This is a genomic window from Planktothrix sp. FACHB-1355 (genome assembly GCF_014748295.1).
Lineage (GTDB): Bacteria > Cyanobacteriota > Cyanobacteriia > Cyanobacteriales > Aerosakkonemataceae > Aerosakkonema > Aerosakkonema funiforme_A.
In genome coordinates this window covers 1-17,163 of record NZ_JACJUP010000023.1, presented here as the reverse complement: position 1 = coordinate 17,163, position 17,163 = coordinate 1, and the positions used below count along the sequence as shown (strand labels likewise).

The window sequence follows — 17,163 nt, the reverse complement described above, 5'->3', positions numbered from 1 at the left end:
TCAGTAAACTCACCTTATCGCGGTTTAAGAAATGTTAAATCCGATCCAAAACCTTACCGCTTAGATACTTTTGATTATATCGCTCTCCCTTTACCAGAACGCTTACCCATTCTGGGAAGTATTCTGATATTAGGGTTAGGAACCATGATACCATTTATATGGTGGAGCAAGCAATTGAAAGATTCTTCTTTTCGCAACTTAAACTCCTAAAAAATGCCAGAATACGTCGCCGTTATCAAAATTACCCATCAAGAAATCCGATTACCTGTTACACTGACGGGTACTCACGAAGACTATCCCGAAGACTATTTTCGCTTAGAAAAACACCAATCTCTTTTGCGCCAATGTCTCCAAGAACAAGGTATCTATCAAATTGAAGACGCGCAGTTTAAAAAATTGATCGATGAATGGATTGGCGATATCAAAGAAGGAAGGAAATATAGCGCGATCGCACTCGATTTACCCCCAGATGCGATGACCCCTCCCCCAACTCCCATTCCCCCCAATTCTAAACCTAGCGACATCTTTAATTATACACCTAAATCATCTCCCAGCATATCTTATGAAAGTGATACCAATCAAGCCGAATTTTAACCCAATTTGTATTATTCTAGGTACGTAGTTGCGCTTTAGTGCTAAAGCGCAACTACGTACCTAAGAAATCTTAATTACATCTGCGTTCATCTGTCTTCATCTGCGGTAAAAAAAATCCTATTACTCATAATGCAACCCCCACTTCCCTACCAAAAATGCCAACAAGAATTAGAAGATTTACTCCGTTCCCAATATCCTCTAATTTTCCTCCGTTCCGCTGAAGAAACGAGAGCAGTAAATTGCGCGATCGCATCTCATCAATCCCTTACCTATTCCGCCGATATACCCGATGGCGAATTAGCCAGATGGAGCAGCAATAATGGTTTCCAAAAACGTACCGGAGAACCGGGAAAAGCTGTTTGGGAAATCATCTCTTCTCCCCTCCCAACTAAAACCGATCCCATCCAGCACGCTCTCAATTTCTTAGCAGAAATATTAGAAAAACAAGCGATCGAAAATTTTCCCAACCAACATACTTATATCTTACCAGATTGGTCAATCTTTGTCCAGCCCAATTCTCATCTTTTAGCGCGACAATTAAAAGAATTAATCATCGCGATCGACCAAAAAAGACCCCGCCCTAGAATGAGTTTAATTGTCATCGGTTCCGATTGGCAAATCCCCCCTATTCTTCGCAACAGCATTCACATTTTAGACTTACCCCTCCCCAGCGGTGAAGAATTATATCAAAATGTATTTAGAGTCGCCGTTTCCAAATATAATCTCCCCGATGAAGAAGCCAGACGCCTCGCAGAACAAGCGCAAGGAATGCCATTGCAAGCTGCTAGCCAAACTGCTAAATTAATTACTACCAGAAATCTTTGGGAATATCCCAGTCAAGCAGGAGAATTAATCTTAGAAGTGAAGAAACAAGAAATCAGCAAAACAGGAGTTTTGGAATATTTCGACCCGCAAGGACAGGGATTAAATGAAGTAGGTGGATTGCAAAAAATTAAAGATTGGATCGTAACTCGCCAACAATGGTTCGAGCAAGATGTTCACCCACAAATGCGACCGCGTGCTATACTATTAGAAGGATATCCCGGCTGTGGAAAAACTTTCATTGCTAGAGCGATCGCACAACAGTGGCGCGTTCCCCAAATCAACTTTGAAATATCTCGATTGCAGTCAAAATGGGTAGGCGAATCAGAAAGTAATACCTTCCAAGCATTAAGAGCGATCGAAGCTTCTGCACCCAATATCCTATTTATGGATGAAATCGAAAAAGCCTTCGCTGGAATAGGTGGCGATACCAGACAATTCGGCACTTTTCTATCTTGGCTCAACGAACATCAATACCCTATCTTTTTTATCGCTACTTCTAATAATAGAAAAGAACTACCAGCCGAACTATTTCGCGCTGGCAGATTTGACGAAATTTTTATTATTATGCCACCCAATACAGAAGAACGTCGCGAAATTATTGTCAAACGCGCTGCTGCCTACAAACTGCCACCTATACCTGCAAATACACTAACATTTTTAGTAGAAAATAGCAAGGGATTTTCCGGTGCAGAATTGGATAAACTGGTAAAAGAAGCCAAATATTTAGCTGGTTTTGGCAAGCCACCCACAGATAGTCACTGGCGACAAGCTTTAAGAGAAATATCTCCTCAGTATCGCACTCAGAAAATGCAGGAATTATTGCAAAATTATCGCCAACATTTAGAAGAAGGAGGAGGAAAAGCTGCTTCGGTAATAGAAGTAGGTTTCTGGGAAAGTTTGAAGGTTAATAATTGATTGTCCAGCGTTCGTGGGTTAAACCGAGCGCAGCAAGTACCAATGCGGTGTCGAACGCTTGGGTATAATTATAGAATACTTCATTTTTTTCTAGCCGTTATAATCGTGACGGGATTTAAAGGGGCAAACCGAGTCAAAGATCCTACAGACACCGATCGCGATAGCTGCACTTGCAACAACTGGTAATTCCAACCAGTATCGCTCAGCCATTTGAGAGCTATATTCAAATGTTCTATAGTAGCTAAAGCCAACACCAATACGCCATCAGAAATTAGGTGACCCCCGCAGATACCCAAAATCTCAATTAAATTACCGCCGCTACCACCGATAAAAATGCGATCGGGCTGCGCTAAACGATACAAAATATCAGGTGCTTTGCCGTGAATGGAAATGACATTGCTGACCTGAAATCGTCGGCAATTTTCCTCAATCAGTGCTGTGCCAGCAGATGTTTTTTCAACAGCATACACTGAAGAAGTAGGAAATAAGCGAGCAATCTCGATCGATACAGAGCCTGTCCCCGCTCCGACATCCCAAATTGTTTGCCCCGGTTGTAAAGCTAGTTCTGCTAAAATGAGGGTACGAATTTCTCGCTTGGTCATCAAGCCCGGACGATCGCTAAAACTGGCAAAACTAGAATCCGGCAATCCCAGCATCGGTAAGCTTTGTAAATTCAACTCTCCGGCAGTTAATTCCTTTTGACGATGTAAAACCACCACATTCAGCGGTGCAAATGTTTCCTCTAACACATCTGCGATCGGCAAACACCGCACTCGTTCATCCACACCGCCCAAATTTTCGCAGATCCAGAATTGGTATTGGCTGGGTAAATCTAAAGATAGCAAAAGACGAGCGATCGCACTAGGACTGTGAGAATCATCCGTCAGCACCGCTACTTTCTCCACACCTTGCTGCAAAGCTAGGATAAGCTCGTCAAAAGCGCGTCCGTGAACGCTAATGGCGCAAGCATCTTGCCAGGGAACTTTAATGCGGTTGAAAGCTAATTGAATAGAACTGAGATGAGGATGAAAACTGAGCAGTTCTGTCGGCAGTTCCATCAACAGCAGACGCCCCAAACCAAAAAATAACGGGTCTCCTGTAACCAAAACTACAATAACTTCGCCAGTAGAGAGGCGCTGGCGAATTTGACGAATTGTGACCGTGAAATCGCCCAGTAGAATGCGATCGGCGGCATGATGGGAAAAATAACTGAGGTGGCGATCGCTTCCCACCAGCACCGTCGCCCGATCTACAATTTGTCGTACTGTTTCTGTCAGTCCAGCTGCGCCATCTAAGCCAATGCCAACAATATGCACCGTCATTTCAATTTGGTTTTTTGCATTTGATATTTTGTCCGGTATTATCGTTAGTTTGAATTTAACCACAGATGAACACAGATGAACACAGATGAGATCGCTCTCTTTCAATCGGAAATTGAAAATTGAAAATTTTCTATTCCGCTGCTCTCTTGCTCCCAAGCTAGTACGATTAAAGCATTCACGATCGCGGCAGTAACGGTCGAGCCACCCTTACGACCCTCGATCCGAATCTGAGGTACTGGCGTTTGTGCAAGTACCGCTTTTGACTCTACCACAGAGATGAAGCCGACAGGGGCTCCTATGACCAAAGCTGGTTGTATCGATGTCGATCGCAACTCAGTACAAAGAGCCAATAAAGCAGTCGGGGCATTGCCGATCGCAAAAATCGCTGCTGGAAATTCCTGCCAGCATTGCAATAAGCCCGTTTCCGTGCGCGTTTTTCCCGGCAGAGCTTCCTTTGCCTTTTCCACCGCACTAATGAGGGGATTGCCAAAAGTTTGGCCTACCAACCCGGCAACCCCTTGTTTGACCATCCCCACATCTGTAACGATCGGCACGCGACTGCGGATAGCGGCAATTCCCGCTGCAATTGCTTCCGGACTGAAGCGGATCAGATGTTTGAACTCAAAGTCAGCCGAGCTGTGGATTACCCGCCGCACGATCGCATATTCGGCTGGATTAAAGTTATGGGAGCCGATTTCGCGGTCAATTACCGCAAAACTTTGCTCCATAATGGGATGGATCGGCAAACTCATAGGAATTTTAGATTTTGGATTTTAGATTTTGGATTGTAAACTAAAATCTCAAATTTAAAATCTAAAATTCGAGTACTGGCCAGTCAGCTTCGCGGTAGTAGCGCGTCATATCATCGAACTTCCGCAGTTCAGCTCTTTTGACGACAAGTTCTGGGGGATTTTCCAGCCATCGCCGATTGAATTGAGAAAGAGTAGTGCTGAGACGATCGCGGTCTAGATCGGGGGATACCTCGCCAAAATAGGCCAGAGTGACATGGGCTGTAAAATGGTACTGCTGTTCGATTCCCAAAGCGATCAAATCGCGATTTTGATACATCGCTTGGCGGAGTTTGACAATGCGATCGTAAGATGACTCATCTGCCGGCAACAAATAAACTGCCAGCGCTCTGGGCATCAACATCAACCCCAGCAACTGCCATCGAATCGGAATTCCTCCACCCACTACGGGTTGGGAGTGCTGAAAGATTTGTCCGATCGTATGCCGCAACTGCACCTGAAAGTCAGGATTTTCGTTCGCGTCCCGGTAAGCACCGTCCCATATTAAGTCTGCTAAAGTTAAATGAAAGCTTGCGGGCGGCACTGCGACCAACAGACCTGGGTCTAATTCCTGCAAAAGTTGCTCTTGGCAATCCTTTAAGTGTGTATAAAAAGCAATATTTTCCGAATCTTCCTCTGAAGGCGGGGTGATCGTCGTATAACCGGGAAACGAAACAGCCTGGAATCCACCCTCTGGAAGCGGCTTAAACTTTGGCGATTCCTGAATGTATTGTACTTGGGTTCTGTAAGTTTCCGGTAGCATCATCCGTGCCACCCGATTTAAGTAAGTTTGATAATTCTCGTCCAACCTTGATAGCCTCGCGTATTAACTGGGATAGATTTTAGGTAGCTGTCAGAGTTATTGTCAGTTGTCAGTTATCAGTTGTCAGTTGTCAGTTGTTAGTTGTTTTTTTACGACCGCTGACTGATGACAAGACCGATGACCGATGACCGATGACCGATGACCAAGGATCAACGTACTCTTTATGCCAATTTACCTCTACTGGGGTGAGGATGATTTCGCGCTCGAACAAGCTGTTACCAAGTTACGGAAATCTGTACTCGATCCCCAATGGGCTAGTTTTAACTATGACAAAATATCTCCCGAACAACCAGATGCAGCGATCCAGGCTTTAAATCTAGCCATGACGCCGACTTTTGGGGCGGGTCGGCGTTTGGTCTGGTTGGTAGATCCGACTCTGTTCCAGCACTGTTCGGAAGACTTGTTGGCGGAACTGGAGCGCACTTTGCCCGTGATACCGGAATCTTCCGTTCTCTTGATCACAAGCCGCAACAAACCGGATGGCAGACTTAAGTCTACCAAGCTAGTCCAAAAATACGCTGATAGCCGCGAGTTTTCGCCGATTCCGCCTTGGAAGACAGACCAAATCGGACAGCAAGTCAGAGAAGCTGCACAAGAGGTTGGGGTGAAGCTAACCGAAGATGCGATCGAATTGTTGGCGGAGTCTGTTGGTAACGATACGCGGCTACTATTTGGCGAATTGAAAAAATTGCAGATGTTCGGAGCGGGTGTCGAACAACCGCTCAATGCCGATACTATAGCTGGACTGGTGACCGCTAACACCCAAAATAGCTTGAAATTAGTCGCTGCTATTCGTAGTGGCGATGCAGCCAAAGCGTTGGGGTTAGTCGCCGATTTGATTAATCGCAACGAGCCAGCTTTAAGAATTGTGGCGACTGCGATCGGACTATTTCGCACTTGGTTATGGGTGAGACTGATGATGGATGCAGGGGTGCGCGATGAAAAAGCGATCGCCGCCGCCGCAGAAGTCAGCAACCCCAAACGCATTCACTTTCTGCAACAAGAGGTCAGATCTGTTAGCTTGCAAAAACTTTCTGAGACTTTACCCGTACTGTTAGATTTGGAAGTTAGCCTCAAGCAAGGGGCAGAGCCAACGGCGGCCCTGCAAACTGCAGTGGTACAACTCTGTCACATCTGTAAGTAGTCGGTCATCACCCGAATGGTGGAACTTCACAGCCCGAAAATAGTTCAAAACAATTGAAACCATCAGTGCGCTAGTTGTCGAACTCATCCAACCATGACGAACTCCTCTGTTGAAATTTCTCGACTTTACCCGAACCGGATGCTATCCAAATCGATCGTTGTGGCTTTGCTCTCGACGCTGGGTTTGCTCTGCTCAGTAACTCCCGATCTGTCTGCCAGTACCCCGACTCTGATGTTCAGTTCTGCGGCTACAGCGCAAGCGGTAAGCGATGATGAAGTGAGCAGGTTTGCTCGTGCTGGCTTTGCAATTGAAAAAAGGCGTCAAGCTGTCGTTGAAGAAATTAAAGCTAGAACTGGTGGAAACGTTCCCGATATTAACTGCTATCCGCCAGAAAAAGTGGAATCTCTCCCTGCGAATATCCGGGATGAAGTGAAACAGTTCTGCGATTTTTCCCGACAGACTATCCAAGCAAATCAATTTTCCGTTGGGCGCTTCCTTGAGATTCGCGATGGCCAAAATTCCGATCCGACGCTCAAGCAACGCATCGATCGCGAATTGCTGCGACTGCAATCTCGCTAATAGCATATAACTCGTCAAATGTCTACATTTCTAAATCGGAGAAAGCCTTTCGCTTGGCATGAATATTCTTCATGTGCTTCTTGACGGTATTCAGCGTAATATACAGTTTATCTGCAATCTCCTTATAGGAGTAATTAGCTCGATAAAGTAACCAAACCTCGCCTTCGCGAGGCGTTAAATTGTATAGGTAGGCATCGTTAATTACTATCCTCTGGAGGGACTGATGACGATCTTCCAGAGTGACCAACAAGCAAGGACGCTCAATTTGCTCTAACTTCAGCCATCTCACTCGCACACGAAAATCGATCGAGTCTCCCTTGGAGATTTCCGACTCGATCGTCATTTTTCGATCCGGAAATAAATCGCGACTCTCGATCAGGGACTGGCAAACACGCCAAATTTCCTCTGGCACCAAGTTGTGTTTGTCGCTGACTTTGCGAAGTCGATCGCAAATCTTTGTAGCAGTTTGATTTGCGTGTAGCAATTCCCCTTGCTCTGTTAAAATCAAAATACCGTCAATAAACCCTTCCAACACTCCTTTTAAAAAGTAAGAAGTCTCGATATTCTGTAAAAAAGCAATTTTTGACTGTTTTGCTGGAATATTTGGTATTGCTGGGGCAGTTGTCAAAGCTTTCATTGCTAACCTCATCAATTTCCTTGAGACACACAGGACAGATGGTCGTTTGAGAAATGCACCCCAGTGTTACTACTTACCCGTTATTCCTTGATAATGGATTTAGTTAAATTACAAATCACCCGGACTCGTGAATATACTTACCCTATGACACTTTCATATCCGCTCCCAGAGTTACTGCCGATCGCTGGGATTTCGCGCTTGTTTTTGCTTGGGCTGGTAACCAATTTAGCAACTGTCCATCTGGAAAGATGATTTCGCAGTCACCCGATGCAAGGATTTTGGATGAGAGGATTGGCTGGGTAACGATCGCACGGCGCTTGAAATTCAGATCGATTTTTTGATGATTCCCCTGGAACTGGGAGGCTGGAAAGTCCTTTTTTTCGGTCAAATTAGGCAAAAATATAGGGCTTAGAATTGCAAGTCAGCTTCCAACCCCCTATTCTCCATTTGTCGAGATCGCACTTTTGTTCAAGTTTCGGCTTGTTGCTTTTTCTTTTGTTTGTGCAGTCCGAACCCGACGATCGCAACCAAACCTAAAGCTACTGCGGTGGCAGGTTCGGGAACTGTTACCTTATCATCTACACCTGCACCCAGTTTGCTAAGCCCGCTACGAGGGCCATTAACCGTTCCGATGCTTCTCAAATCTACTCCAAACAGCAGCGCCTTTGGGCCCTGATTGGTTACAGGATCGGTTTCGGTCGTAAACTGAGCGATATCTAAAGCGACGTTGGGGTGAGATAGGGTAAATACAGTCGATTGAATATCGTCCTGAACTCGATTGGGTGTGCCAATTTGCACCCCAATATCGAATCTGCCTTCGTACATGATGCTACTACCATTACTGGTAGCGGCAACATCTCCAGGACGTTTAACAACTTCCGTTATGTCCGAACCTATAATAACCACATCTTTGAGCAGCGAGTTATTCAGAATATTGAAGAAAACTCCCCGTATGTCACCGATAAATGGGTTTGGCACAACATCTACTTTAAATTGAACTTTGCCAGCGCCAGCAATTTCGTCATCCAGGGTAATTTTCACCTCGGATGAATCCCCCAAGAAAGGATAAGCATGGAAAGTCATGGAAGCGGCATTGGCGGTCGAGAAGCCGGAAGATGCGATCGTCAGACCGACGGCGGTTAAAAAGGAGGATGCAAGTCCTGACCAAAAAGTTTTTTTCATATTAGTTATAACCTCTCGGATTCAACAGCAAAAGCTTGCCAAAAGCGATAGCGAATCGGTCGTCTCAACCTGACGGAAAAGGCATTTTTAGCCCACGTAAGTAGAATGGCACTGAATTAAGCGAAGCAGAGCCTCCTGTCCCAGCTAAACTTAGTGCCATTCAACTAAAAACTTTGTTAGTCTACGTATAACAGCGTATATATCAGGGAAATTACTGTCTAATGAAAATCCCTAACTTTACCAATTCTTCATTAAAATCACTGAAATATTAAGTTATTGTGTGCGCCACAATTCTAAACTGCGTAATTTTACTTAGATAATTTGTATGGTGAGTTATAAGATTTAATCAGCCCAGAAAATCTACATTTTCGCCACCTGACGAGCGCTCCCTTCCGCTTGCTGCGGAAGAGAGCAGTAGTAGGTATAATTAACCGTTTGGCAGTTGCTGAGGTTGCTTAGGCTCAAGTTGCGGTTGGGAAGTTCTTCTTACCCAAGGGGTAAAGCGACTGGGATGAACGCATTCAGCACCATTGAGTTCGTCTTTAAGGTTTCTGGCAAAGGTCTCAAACATCTCAACCAGAGCTTGACGATCGGTTAAGCAACCTTGGAGTGCAATAAGTTGTTCGAGAGTCCAATTATAAAGTTGGGTATCTCCCTGCTCAACACGCAAATATAACTGAGTTTCAAACTGTCCTAACCGAGCGTAGAAGTTCTCCACCTCAGCTTTGATTGACTGCATATCAATGTAAAATTGCTGTTTTTTGATGTCTGCTAAAATCGTCGTCTTGAGATAGTCTGCGAAGTTTTGGTTAACCTCATTCTTAACCATGCCAGAGACTTCATTGCGGAAATTGAGAATTTTATTATCTAAGTTGACATTGATGCGATTATCCAGATCTTTGACGACATTATTAACCAATAACTGCACCTTGTTATCTGTAGATTGGTTAATGACTGCTTTGATCCGTTGATCGAAATCAGCTTCAATCTGTTTGACTACCAGATTCTTAATGGTTTGGTTTTGATTGGCAATCTTGATGTTAACTACCGCATCAATCCGCTTATCGATGTTGCTTTGGATCTGGTGAATAACTTGAGTGCTAATTTCTTGGCCTTGATTAGCTATTTTGATGTTAACTACATTGTCAATACGTTCCTCAATGTAGTTTTGCATTTGCTGAATCACAAGATTTTTAACATCGTGCGTTTGATCTGCAATTTTCAGGCTGACGACGTTATCAACGCGCTGATCGATGTCAAATTGGATCTGCTGAATTACTTGATTAACGATTTCTTGAGATTTATTGGCAATTTTGACATTAACCACATTATCGATGCGCTGGTCAATGTCAGTTGCGATTTCGTTAACAATTTGAGTGTTAACCTCTTGAGATCGATCGGCAATTCTGACGTTCACGACATTTTCAATACGTTGATCCAGTTCGGCTTGCATTTCTTGAACGACTGAAGCCTTAATCTCTTGAGTTAAATTGTTGATTCTCAGATTAAGTAGAGACTCAACGCGCTCGTTGAGTTCTGTTTGCATCTGTTGAACTACTAAATTCTTTACGTCTTGGGTTTGTTCGGCAATGGTTAGATTAACCTGGTCGCTAACTATTCTGGGAATTCTGCTAATAAACAAGTCATTGAGGTTCTTGTTAAAGTAACCAGACCAAGCTTGGAAATTATCGTTGAAAGTTACCTCAGTTTGTTGGATGAGAGTCTTCATCATAAACTCAAGCCTTGCTACCTGCATGGCAAGTTTCTTAGCTTGGCTTTGATAGCCTTTAAGGATGGATTTTTCCAGGTTGTCCCAGTAAGCTTGTTTATTTTCATCTTTTTCATCGGTTACGCTTACTGAAGTTTCGATCCTGGCTGCCATTTCTTGCCACATTTTCTCCATCTGCTCTTCATCAAAGCTGAAGCTGAAACTCTTGCCAGTGCTGAAGCTGTATCCTCCACTGCTACCGGCGGCACCAGTGTTTACAACAGTGACATTGCTTTCATTGATATTGCTGTCAGTCATTACTGTTACTTCCACTCCTTGAGCTTTGTACTTTTCCTTTACTTCAGTCTCGCTGACTGTGTTAATTTCTAGAACAACTTGCCCTTTGTTCTCTTCTTGGTAGCTATCAAAGAACAACCCTAAAATAGTGGTTTTTTCTTTGACTTCTAGGATGAATTCGTCTTGTAAGCCGTTGAGCGAACACCAAGTTTCGTCAACTTCAATACCTGTAAGCTTAGAAACAAATTTCCCTCCTTTAATCCAGAGTAAAGCCCAAGGCTCTAGGATAAATTTTTGTTCAAAATACCAATACTTAGCATTGCTTTCGCGAATTTTTATCTTATAATTTCCCGGCTCTAATTCCAGGAAGTTGTTATCCGATCGCTTCAATAGCGACAATTTATTTTCATCAAATTCATAACAGTTTTTCTTACTATCAACTGTGATAACTTTAGTATTAAATTTGCCTTTGTTGCTGCTAATTAAAAGGTTGACAGAGCCTTTGTTTTTGCTATTACTTACGTCAAAGAATAAAGCACATATAACAGTCTTTTCTTTGACTTCTAACTGTAAGTTATTTTTATAGCCGTTTAGGATTGTCCACGCAGCGCTTGTTTCAGCGCCTGTGTTTTTGTTGATAAATGTACTACCATCAAGTCCAGATATCCAAAGGAAAACCAAAGGTTCGCCTTCTGTTTTGCTCTGAGCGTAAGTATAACGACCGCTGGCAATTTTTATATCAAAAGTACCTTTTTCCAAAGTAAAAGAACTTGCAACATTTTGTTGCAAACGGGTCATTTCGTTAGGTTCGATAAAGTAGGAATTATTTTTGGTATCAATGGTTAAAAGTTTCATTTTTTCTCCTTTTTTCTCCTTGTATTTTTATATTTTTGGCAATTTTTAGGTAGGAGTGCGGACTACTGAGTAAAACATTGTTGCAGAGGGGGTTTTTTGCTAAGGGCAAGGAAGAGTTACTTTTTTTCGCTGACAAAGAGATTGCCTCAGCACAAGGAACCCGATCCCCTACTTTCTCCCTCTTCTCCCTCATTGTTGTCCAGGCTTTAATTGGTAGCCTTGCTACAAAGTAAAGAATACTATAGCATAGTATTCTTTGTCAAAAGGTAAATCGATTAACCGAGAAGCGGGAATTTGTTAAGGCATACTGCGAAAGTCTGCCCCCTTTCTATAGTATTTTTTGGAAAAGTCAGTTTTTGATTTCGTGCCATGACACAGCTCTCATACCAAATTTACAACTGGAGAAAATCTCTCCTGGGTCTGATATTATCGGTGATGTTGATATTGGCGGCGATCGTACTGGTAGCCGCACCCGCTTTTGCCACAAGTCTGTATGAAATGCCGACGCTCACAGCAGGCTCGAACACTTGGGCGATCGACAAGGCGGAAGTTTTGAGTCGCCTCACTGAAGGTGAGCTTAGCACTTCTCTGGAGGATTTAGCCAAGAAAACCGGGTATGAAGTGCGGATGGTTACGATTCGCCACCTTGATTATGATGTAACCATCGAAAGTTTTACAAATCAGCTGTTTGACAAATGGTTTCCCACTCCAGAGGCGCAAACCAATCAAATTTTGTTGGCGCTCGATGCCGTTACCAACAACACGGCAATTCGCATCGGTGACAAGGTAAAATCCGTCATGTCCGATGAAATTGCCCAAAGTATAGCTTCCGAAACCGTAGGAGTGCCGCTGCGACAAGGCGACAAGTACAATCAAGCTTTGGAGGACGCTACAGTTCGTCTGGTTGCCGTATTGTCCGGTCAACCCGATCCTGGCCCACCGCAGGTAACAGAAAACGTGCGGGCGGAACGCACATTTAAAACCGCAGCAGAAACTGACAAAGGCAGTTCTACTGTCTGGGTGATTGGGTTGTTAATTGCCGCCACAGTCATCCCAATGGCAACTTACTACTGGTATCAGTCGATGGGTTCTTAATCCTGAACGTACTCTTTATCGGTAATTAAAGCAATCTCAGCCCGGACAAATTCTCGCCCCAGATAGGCGGCGTGATCCAGAAGCGTAACTGGAGTGGGCTGAGTTTCCTCAAAAATTTTGACGCAAATTTCCTTTGCGGTTCTGCCCGTATACAAGGTGGTGTTAGTGCGTTCCACCTTCCCCCGTGCGGGAATGACTTTGCCGGTTTCCGGGTCAACGGCTAAACCGCGATCGTCAATGACATTGGTGTAATGCTTGGCACAAATTAGTCCAGCATCCCGATCCAAGTAGATGATGAAATATCCGCCCGGATCGAGCTGGATATCGCGCTTAGAAAGATTGTCATCAATTGCAGCAAGAGATTCAGCAGTTTTATTCATTTGCACTCAAAAATTTGGTCGATGCCTTAAGAATTAATTGTTATTCACTTTCGAGCAGTTAAACCAGTCTATTTCTAGTTTAGAATCCGTTCCAAGAAACTTACTCAAACCTACTCAAAGTAGACTTGAAGTTCCCTTCCTGCTTCGCAGAATCCTTAACGGCAATGCCATCAAGTTGATGTGACTCTCCACAGGCTAACCCCGTCGAACTGACGGTTAAAGGATAATCAATATCCAGTTGCCAGCGTTCTAAATTAACACAAACTAATGTACCAATCATTTGCCCTTTTAGAGATGGTGACATTTTTAGGTAGGACAGTAGGTAAGATTTCACCGCATCTTACCCATCCCAAAATGGGCAATTTAATTTGATTGCCACTGATTTTAATGGAGCCTTCCAAGTAAAAGCTATCTTTGACATTTTTCTTTTTAAATTTTGGCTTGCCTCTTTCAGGCATTTTCAACCATGCCTGAATAGCCTTACTTAGATTTCTCAACGCTTCTTGAGGAGCGCATTTGGAAACTTCGTAATACCAGGGATTAGCTGATTTTACTTCTGCTACCAAACGCTTATGTAAGTCAATTGCACTTGGTAACTTTTCCTTAGAATCTAAAGCTTGCAGGCAAATAGCCAAACCCCAATTCCATGCGTGTCTAGCTGTCCCGGCGTGCTTTGCAACTAAAGTGCGCTGTTTGTTATTTAATTTTAGCTTGCTCTTAAATCCTAACAGCAACTTCCCTCAATTCCTCAACTATCTTCTTAAATTACTCATACAAGCATGGTAGCATCACAATTGAGTAAGTATAGGCGAATTAGTTAAGCTTTATGAAGCAGAAACAAAACCCTGGAGACCGAACACTCTCTCTTTGTGAGTAAAACAGATGGTTACGAGAGTACAAAAATCAGCCAAATTATCACGTTTCTAAGTCCGCGTTAAGCTGAGGCTCGCGGCGGCTAAAAGGTATATCCTGGTTAACGGCGTCGATTTCCTGCTGCTCCATTTCATTGACTTGGCTGATGTAAGAACGGAGAATTTGACTCAGACGAGGATGATAAAAGCGGTGCAAACTGTGGTTGGCGGTGGCAGGAAAGCCACGGCGTTTTTTGTGGCGTCCGCCCGCGCCAGGGTCAAAAGTTTGGATGCCGTGGGCGATCGCCCATTCAATTGGGGTATAGTAGCAAGCATCGAAATGCAGGCAGTCAATTTCTTGGGCAGAACCCCAGTAGCGTCCGAACAGGCGATCGCCTTTGGTGATACAAAAAGACATACCGATCGGATGATGGGGATTTTGCGCTTCGTTATAAGCGGCTATAAATAATACTCGGTGTCGGTATTTGGGATAAAGTTGTTCAAAAAATCGCTTTGTGAGGTACTTGCTTCCCCACCAGCCAAACTTGTCGCAATGGTCGCTGTAAAAATGGTACATCTGGCTGAGTAGCGACTTGGTAACTTCTTCACCAGTGACTGTGTGGAGTTGCAAACCCGCTTCTGTTACAGCTTTGCGTTCCCTTTTGATGTTGCGGCGCTGATTGGCGTTAAAAACGGCCAAATAATCGTCAAAAGTCTTAAAACCTTTGTTTTGCCAAATATAGCTGTGGTGCAGCCAACTGGTGAAACCGTGGCGTTCCATGACGGGTCGCCATTGGGGGTCAACATAGAGAAAATTGCAGCCGGAGATACGGTTGCGATCGCAAAAATGGTCGATCGCCGCTACCATTAATTCCGTTAGCTCATCTTCATCCTCGCCGGGAGCAATTAAAAAGCGATATCCTTCGGCAGGGGTTAACGGCGTCATTCCCAGGAGTTTCGGGTAATACTGCACTCCCAATCGTTGAGCTAAATCTGCCCACTGATGATCGAAGACAAATTCGCCGTAACTGTGACCTTTGACGTAAAGTGGAGCTGCGGCAACCAGTTGTCTATCTCGCCATACCGTCAAATGTTGGGGAAGCCATCCAGTTTGCGCCTTTGCACTGCCAGAAGTTTCCATATTGTTGAGCCATTCCCATTCCAGAAATGGGGTATTCAGCGGCATTGCCAAGGCGTCCCACTCTTGTTGGGGAATTTCGTCGATGCGGTTAATCCAGTTTACGGAATAGCGGGGCTTGAGTTGTTCTACCATTGCGATCGGCCTTTGTCGAGCATTGCAACATTTAACCTAATCCAATTTTTTTATCTTCGCAGGCGATAGTGCAAAAATACTTCCCCCTCAACCCGTTCAACTGCTAAAAGTTGGAGACGAGGAGCCAAATCCTGTGAAAATCCCGCCCCTTCGACTGGTGTCGGTGCAGTTGCTCCTCCTAATATTAACGGGCAAACCGTCAGCCACAATTCATCAATTAAATTTGCCGCCAGCAACGATGCCACCAGTTCGCCGCCACCCAAAACCGCCAATTTTGCCAAACCCAATTCTGCCATTTGCCCAAAAGCTGCCACAAAGTCAATTCCGCCTTCTGGGGTTTCGATAACCAAAATTCGCTCAAATTCCGGGCGTTCCTGCCAAAACTGAGCGCTGCTAGCCCTCGTGAGCAACCAGCGAGGTACTGGCTGACGAAAGAAACGAATTTGCGGGTCAATCTTTCCAGAACGAGAACAAACAATTTGTACTGGTTGTGGCGGTTTGTTTTGCTGTTCTCGTTGTTTGAGTAGCTGGGGATTGGAAACGCTCAGTGTTGTTCCGTAGGCGCGTAGCGTACTGGCACCAAATATTACCGCATCAGCTAGAGCAATTTGTTTTTCTAAATGTGCTTTATCGGCTGGCGAACCAAAGCGTGCGGGTGACGCCTTGGCATCAGTAATTTTGCCATCGGCAGTCATAGCTAGAACAACAGTAGTGTGAGGGCGATCGATCGCAAAAACCACAGACATTTGTCTCGCTGAATCCCCACTGCTATCAATCCTTCTAAAACAACCATAACCACAGGCGTTGATAAATCTAATGAATCGCGCAATTGTTCTGTTAGGTTGCCTTTTTGCAAATGGTATTGAACAAGGCAGTTATTTGGCTAGTGAAGGTATCGAGTGCATTGCTAAATCGGACTTTGCGGAGTGTGGCTATGTCGAGATCGCATCAAATACCCAGCCGCATCGATCGAGTTCCTTATTTGAGTATTAATACTTATGCGCTCGATAAAACCCCACACTTGTCCCACCCTTCCCGACGTTTCCAAGGCCATATCTGGCGGCTTGAAGCAAGCATTCTACGGCAAGCTCATATAATTGTTTATACTCCAAATAGATCGAGTCTGTGTATTCTTCCTGATTTTTGCGGTTCGCATCTAAAGCATCTTGAGTTAGAGACTATCTATGGCTAAGCCAGGTAAATTATCTGTTCCTTCCATTCTGCGAATGCCCATAATGCAGTTTATGGCTAAGCCACGTCAAACTTCTTTTCGCCGCATCCTGCTATTCCGCATTTTGCTGCTGAGCATACCAGTTTTACTGTTGGGGCAGTATGTGATATATAAGAAAGCACGCTCCAGTCTGTTGGAAACCGCTCGTCGAAACTTAACCGAAAGCGCGGTCAGAAAAGGTGAGAGAATTCAGGAGTCAATTCAAGCGCTAGAGGCCAACTTACTTACAGCTAGCGAAACAGTTGTTTTAAAGTCTGGATCGGCTCAGGAAGTGGCAAAATTTTTCACTTTGCTAAAAAAAGAACTGCCGACGAATATAGAGTGCATTCAACTTAGGAACGTGACCACGGGTCAAGTGGTAGCGAGTACCTGTGGAAATAGAGCGATCGCTTCAATTCAAGCTAATTTATGGCCGCAGCAGCAAAGTCAAATGCTGGCAGATCGATCGTTCGTTCGCGTTACCACTCCACTGCGATCGAGAAAATCCCCAACAGATGCCTCTCAGGATACACAAATAAATTCAAATGGGGAAGTGGAATTGGTTTTTACAGCACCTGTTTATGACAGCACGGGGGCACTTAGCAACGCTTTAACTATTCACTCAACTTTGTATCAGCAACAGCTGGATAAGCCGGGTTCTCTTGCTGGCTATACTGTAATAATT

The 17,163-nt window shown here is 44.3% G+C and carries 18 protein-coding genes and 1 pseudogene; 7 read left to right on the top strand and 12 right to left on the bottom strand.

What is annotated here, in order from left to right:
• The 3 genes from H6S82_RS32945 to H6S82_RS02790 all read left to right on the top strand — a co-directional run.
• Positions 1-210 (top strand): hypothetical protein (locus tag H6S82_RS32945; protein ID WP_206756844.1); only part of this gene is annotated, 210 nt, incomplete at its 5' end.
• Between the two features lie 3 nt (positions 211-213).
• Positions 214-594, top strand: a complete 381-nt coding sequence (locus H6S82_RS02795; RefSeq protein ID WP_190466541.1) for a hypothetical protein — start codon at positions 214-216, stop codon at positions 592-594.
• Between the two features lie 129 nt (positions 595-723).
• Complete coding sequence (locus tag H6S82_RS02790; RefSeq protein WP_190466544.1) at positions 724-2,334, top strand: AAA family ATPase; 1,611 nt, start codon at positions 724-726, stop codon at positions 2,332-2,334.
• A gap of 80 nt (positions 2,335-2,414) precedes the next feature.
• On the opposite strand, the gene cbiE is transcribed toward H6S82_RS02790, so the two are convergent.
• The 3 genes from cbiE to H6S82_RS02775 all read right to left on the bottom strand — a co-directional run bounded on the left by cbiE (position 2,415) and on the right by H6S82_RS02775 (position 5,252).
• A complete protein-coding gene (gene cbiE, locus H6S82_RS02785; protein WP_190466549.1) occupies positions 2,415-3,656 on the bottom strand; it encodes a precorrin-6y C5,15-methyltransferase (decarboxylating) subunit CbiE in 1,242 nt (413 codons plus the stop codon).
• A gap of 101 nt (positions 3,657-3,757) precedes the next feature.
• Positions 3,758-4,408, bottom strand: a complete 651-nt coding sequence (locus H6S82_RS02780) for a cobalt-precorrin-8X methylmutase (RefSeq protein WP_190466552.1) — start codon at positions 4,406-4,408, stop codon at positions 3,758-3,760.
• A gap of 61 nt (positions 4,409-4,469) precedes the next feature.
• Positions 4,470-5,252, bottom strand: a complete 783-nt coding sequence (locus H6S82_RS02775) for a DUF1868 domain-containing protein (RefSeq protein WP_190466555.1) — start codon at positions 5,250-5,252, stop codon at positions 4,470-4,472.
• Between the two features lie 178 nt (positions 5,253-5,430).
• On the opposite strand from H6S82_RS02775, the gene holA reads away from it, so the two are divergent.
• Together holA and H6S82_RS02765 are read left to right on the top strand one after the other, a co-directional pair.
• A complete protein-coding gene (gene holA, locus H6S82_RS02770; protein WP_190466558.1) occupies positions 5,431-6,411 on the top strand; it encodes a DNA polymerase III subunit delta in 981 nt (326 codons plus the stop codon).
• Positions 6,412-6,504: 93 nt separating this feature from the next.
• On the top strand, positions 6,505-6,990 hold the full coding sequence (locus H6S82_RS02765; RefSeq protein ID WP_190466561.1) for a DUF4168 domain-containing protein: 486 nt from the start codon (positions 6,505-6,507) through the stop codon (positions 6,988-6,990).
• 22 nt (positions 6,991-7,012) lie between these two features.
• Here the strand turns inward: H6S82_RS02765 and H6S82_RS02760 are convergent, their stop codons facing one another.
• The 4 genes from H6S82_RS02760 to H6S82_RS02745 all read right to left on the bottom strand — a co-directional run bounded on the left by H6S82_RS02760 (position 7,013) and on the right by H6S82_RS02745 (position 11,669).
• A complete protein-coding gene (locus tag H6S82_RS02760) occupies positions 7,013-7,627 on the bottom strand; it encodes a LuxR C-terminal-related transcriptional regulator (protein WP_190466564.1) in 615 nt (204 codons plus the stop codon).
• Between the two features lie 142 nt (positions 7,628-7,769).
• Complete coding sequence (locus H6S82_RS02755; RefSeq protein WP_190466568.1) at positions 7,770-8,015, bottom strand: hypothetical protein; 246 nt, start codon at positions 8,013-8,015, stop codon at positions 7,770-7,772.
• An 80-nt stretch (positions 8,016-8,095) separates the two neighbouring features.
• Positions 8,096-8,809, bottom strand: coding sequence for a PEP-CTERM sorting domain-containing protein (locus H6S82_RS02750; RefSeq protein WP_190466571.1), 714 nt, complete (start codon positions 8,807-8,809; stop codon positions 8,096-8,098).
• A gap of 427 nt (positions 8,810-9,236) precedes the next feature.
• Positions 9,237-11,669 carry a hypothetical protein gene (locus tag H6S82_RS02745; RefSeq protein WP_190466575.1) on the bottom strand — a complete coding sequence of 811 codons (2,433 nt, stop codon included), beginning with the start codon at positions 11,667-11,669 and terminating at the stop codon, positions 9,237-9,239.
• Positions 11,670-12,038: 369 nt separating this feature from the next.
• On the opposite strand from H6S82_RS02745, the gene H6S82_RS02740 reads away from it, so the two are divergent.
• Complete coding sequence (locus H6S82_RS02740) at positions 12,039-12,764, top strand: TPM domain-containing protein (RefSeq protein WP_190466577.1); 726 nt, start codon at positions 12,039-12,041, stop codon at positions 12,762-12,764.
• Here the strand turns inward: H6S82_RS02740 and H6S82_RS02735 are convergent.
• The 5 genes from H6S82_RS02735 to H6S82_RS02715 form a co-directional block, all read right to left on the bottom strand.
• On the bottom strand, positions 12,761-13,144 hold the full coding sequence (locus H6S82_RS02735) for a DUF4346 domain-containing protein (RefSeq protein WP_190466580.1): 384 nt from the start codon (positions 13,142-13,144) through the stop codon (positions 12,761-12,763). The genes H6S82_RS02740 and H6S82_RS02735 overlap by 4 nt on opposite strands.
• A gap of 100 nt (positions 13,145-13,244) precedes the next feature.
• Positions 13,245-13,424: a hypothetical protein gene (locus tag H6S82_RS02730; protein ID WP_190466583.1), complete on the bottom strand. Its 180-nt coding sequence runs from the start codon at positions 13,422-13,424 to the stop codon at positions 13,245-13,247.
• The gene (locus H6S82_RS02725) at positions 13,399-13,878 is read right to left on the bottom strand and encodes a helix-turn-helix domain-containing protein (RefSeq protein ID WP_242056790.1); all 480 of its coding nucleotides are present in this window, start codon (positions 13,876-13,878) and stop codon (positions 13,399-13,401) included. The genes H6S82_RS02730 and H6S82_RS02725 overlap by 26 nt, the downstream gene beginning before the upstream one ends.
• 181 nt (positions 13,879-14,059) lie before the next feature.
• A complete protein-coding gene (locus tag H6S82_RS02720) occupies positions 14,060-15,268 on the bottom strand; it encodes a GNAT family N-acetyltransferase (protein ID WP_190466585.1) in 1,209 nt (402 codons plus the stop codon).
• A gap of 50 nt (positions 15,269-15,318) precedes the next feature.
• Entirely contained in the window at positions 15,319-16,014 is a 696-nt protein-coding gene (locus tag H6S82_RS02715) for a RibD family protein (RefSeq protein ID WP_190466588.1), read from the bottom strand.
• A gap of 438 nt (positions 16,015-16,452) precedes the next feature.
• Between H6S82_RS02715 and H6S82_RS02705 the strand changes: the two are divergent.
• Positions 16,453-17,163 (top strand): annotated as a pseudogene (locus H6S82_RS02705) (two-component sensor histidine kinase); the annotation flags it as partial.

Coding starts and splice junctions, on each gene's coding strand:
- H6S82_RS02765 (WP_190466561.1), top strand. CDS start 6,505: ATGACGAACTCCTCTGTTGAAATTTCTCGACTTTACCCGAACCGGATG.
- H6S82_RS02780 (WP_190466552.1), bottom strand. CDS start 4,408: ATGAGTTTGCCGATCCATCCCATTATGGAGCAAAGTTTTGCGGTAATT.
- H6S82_RS02720 (WP_190466585.1), bottom strand. CDS start 15,268: ATGGTAGAACAACTCAAGCCCCGCTATTCCGTAAACTGGATTAACCGC.
- H6S82_RS02735 (WP_190466580.1), bottom strand. CDS start 13,144: ATGAATAAAACTGCTGAATCTCTTGCTGCAATTGATGACAATCTTTCT.
- cbiE (WP_190466549.1), bottom strand. CDS start 3,656: ATGACGGTGCATATTGTTGGCATTGGCTTAGATGGCGCAGCTGGACTG.
- H6S82_RS02790 (WP_190466544.1), top strand. CDS start 724: ATGCAACCCCCACTTCCCTACCAAAAATGCCAACAAGAATTAGAAGAT.
- H6S82_RS02730 (WP_190466583.1), bottom strand. CDS start 13,424: ATGATTGGTACATTAGTTTGTGTTAATTTAGAACGCTGGCAACTGGAT.
- H6S82_RS02745 (WP_190466575.1), bottom strand. CDS start 11,669: ATGAAACTTTTAACCATTGATACCAAAAATAATTCCTACTTTATCGAA.
- H6S82_RS02715 (WP_190466588.1), bottom strand. CDS start 16,014: ATGTCTGTGGTTTTTGCGATCGATCGCCCTCACACTACTGTTGTTCTA.
- H6S82_RS02760 (WP_190466564.1), bottom strand. CDS start 7,627: ATGAAAGCTTTGACAACTGCCCCAGCAATACCAAATATTCCAGCAAAA.
- H6S82_RS02750 (WP_190466571.1), bottom strand. CDS start 8,809: ATGAAAAAAACTTTTTGGTCAGGACTTGCATCCTCCTTTTTAACCGCC.
- H6S82_RS02795 (WP_190466541.1), top strand. CDS start 214: ATGCCAGAATACGTCGCCGTTATCAAAATTACCCATCAAGAAATCCGA.
- holA (WP_190466558.1), top strand. CDS start 5,431: ATGCCAATTTACCTCTACTGGGGTGAGGATGATTTCGCGCTCGAACAA.
- H6S82_RS02740 (WP_190466577.1), top strand. CDS start 12,039: ATGACACAGCTCTCATACCAAATTTACAACTGGAGAAAATCTCTCCTG.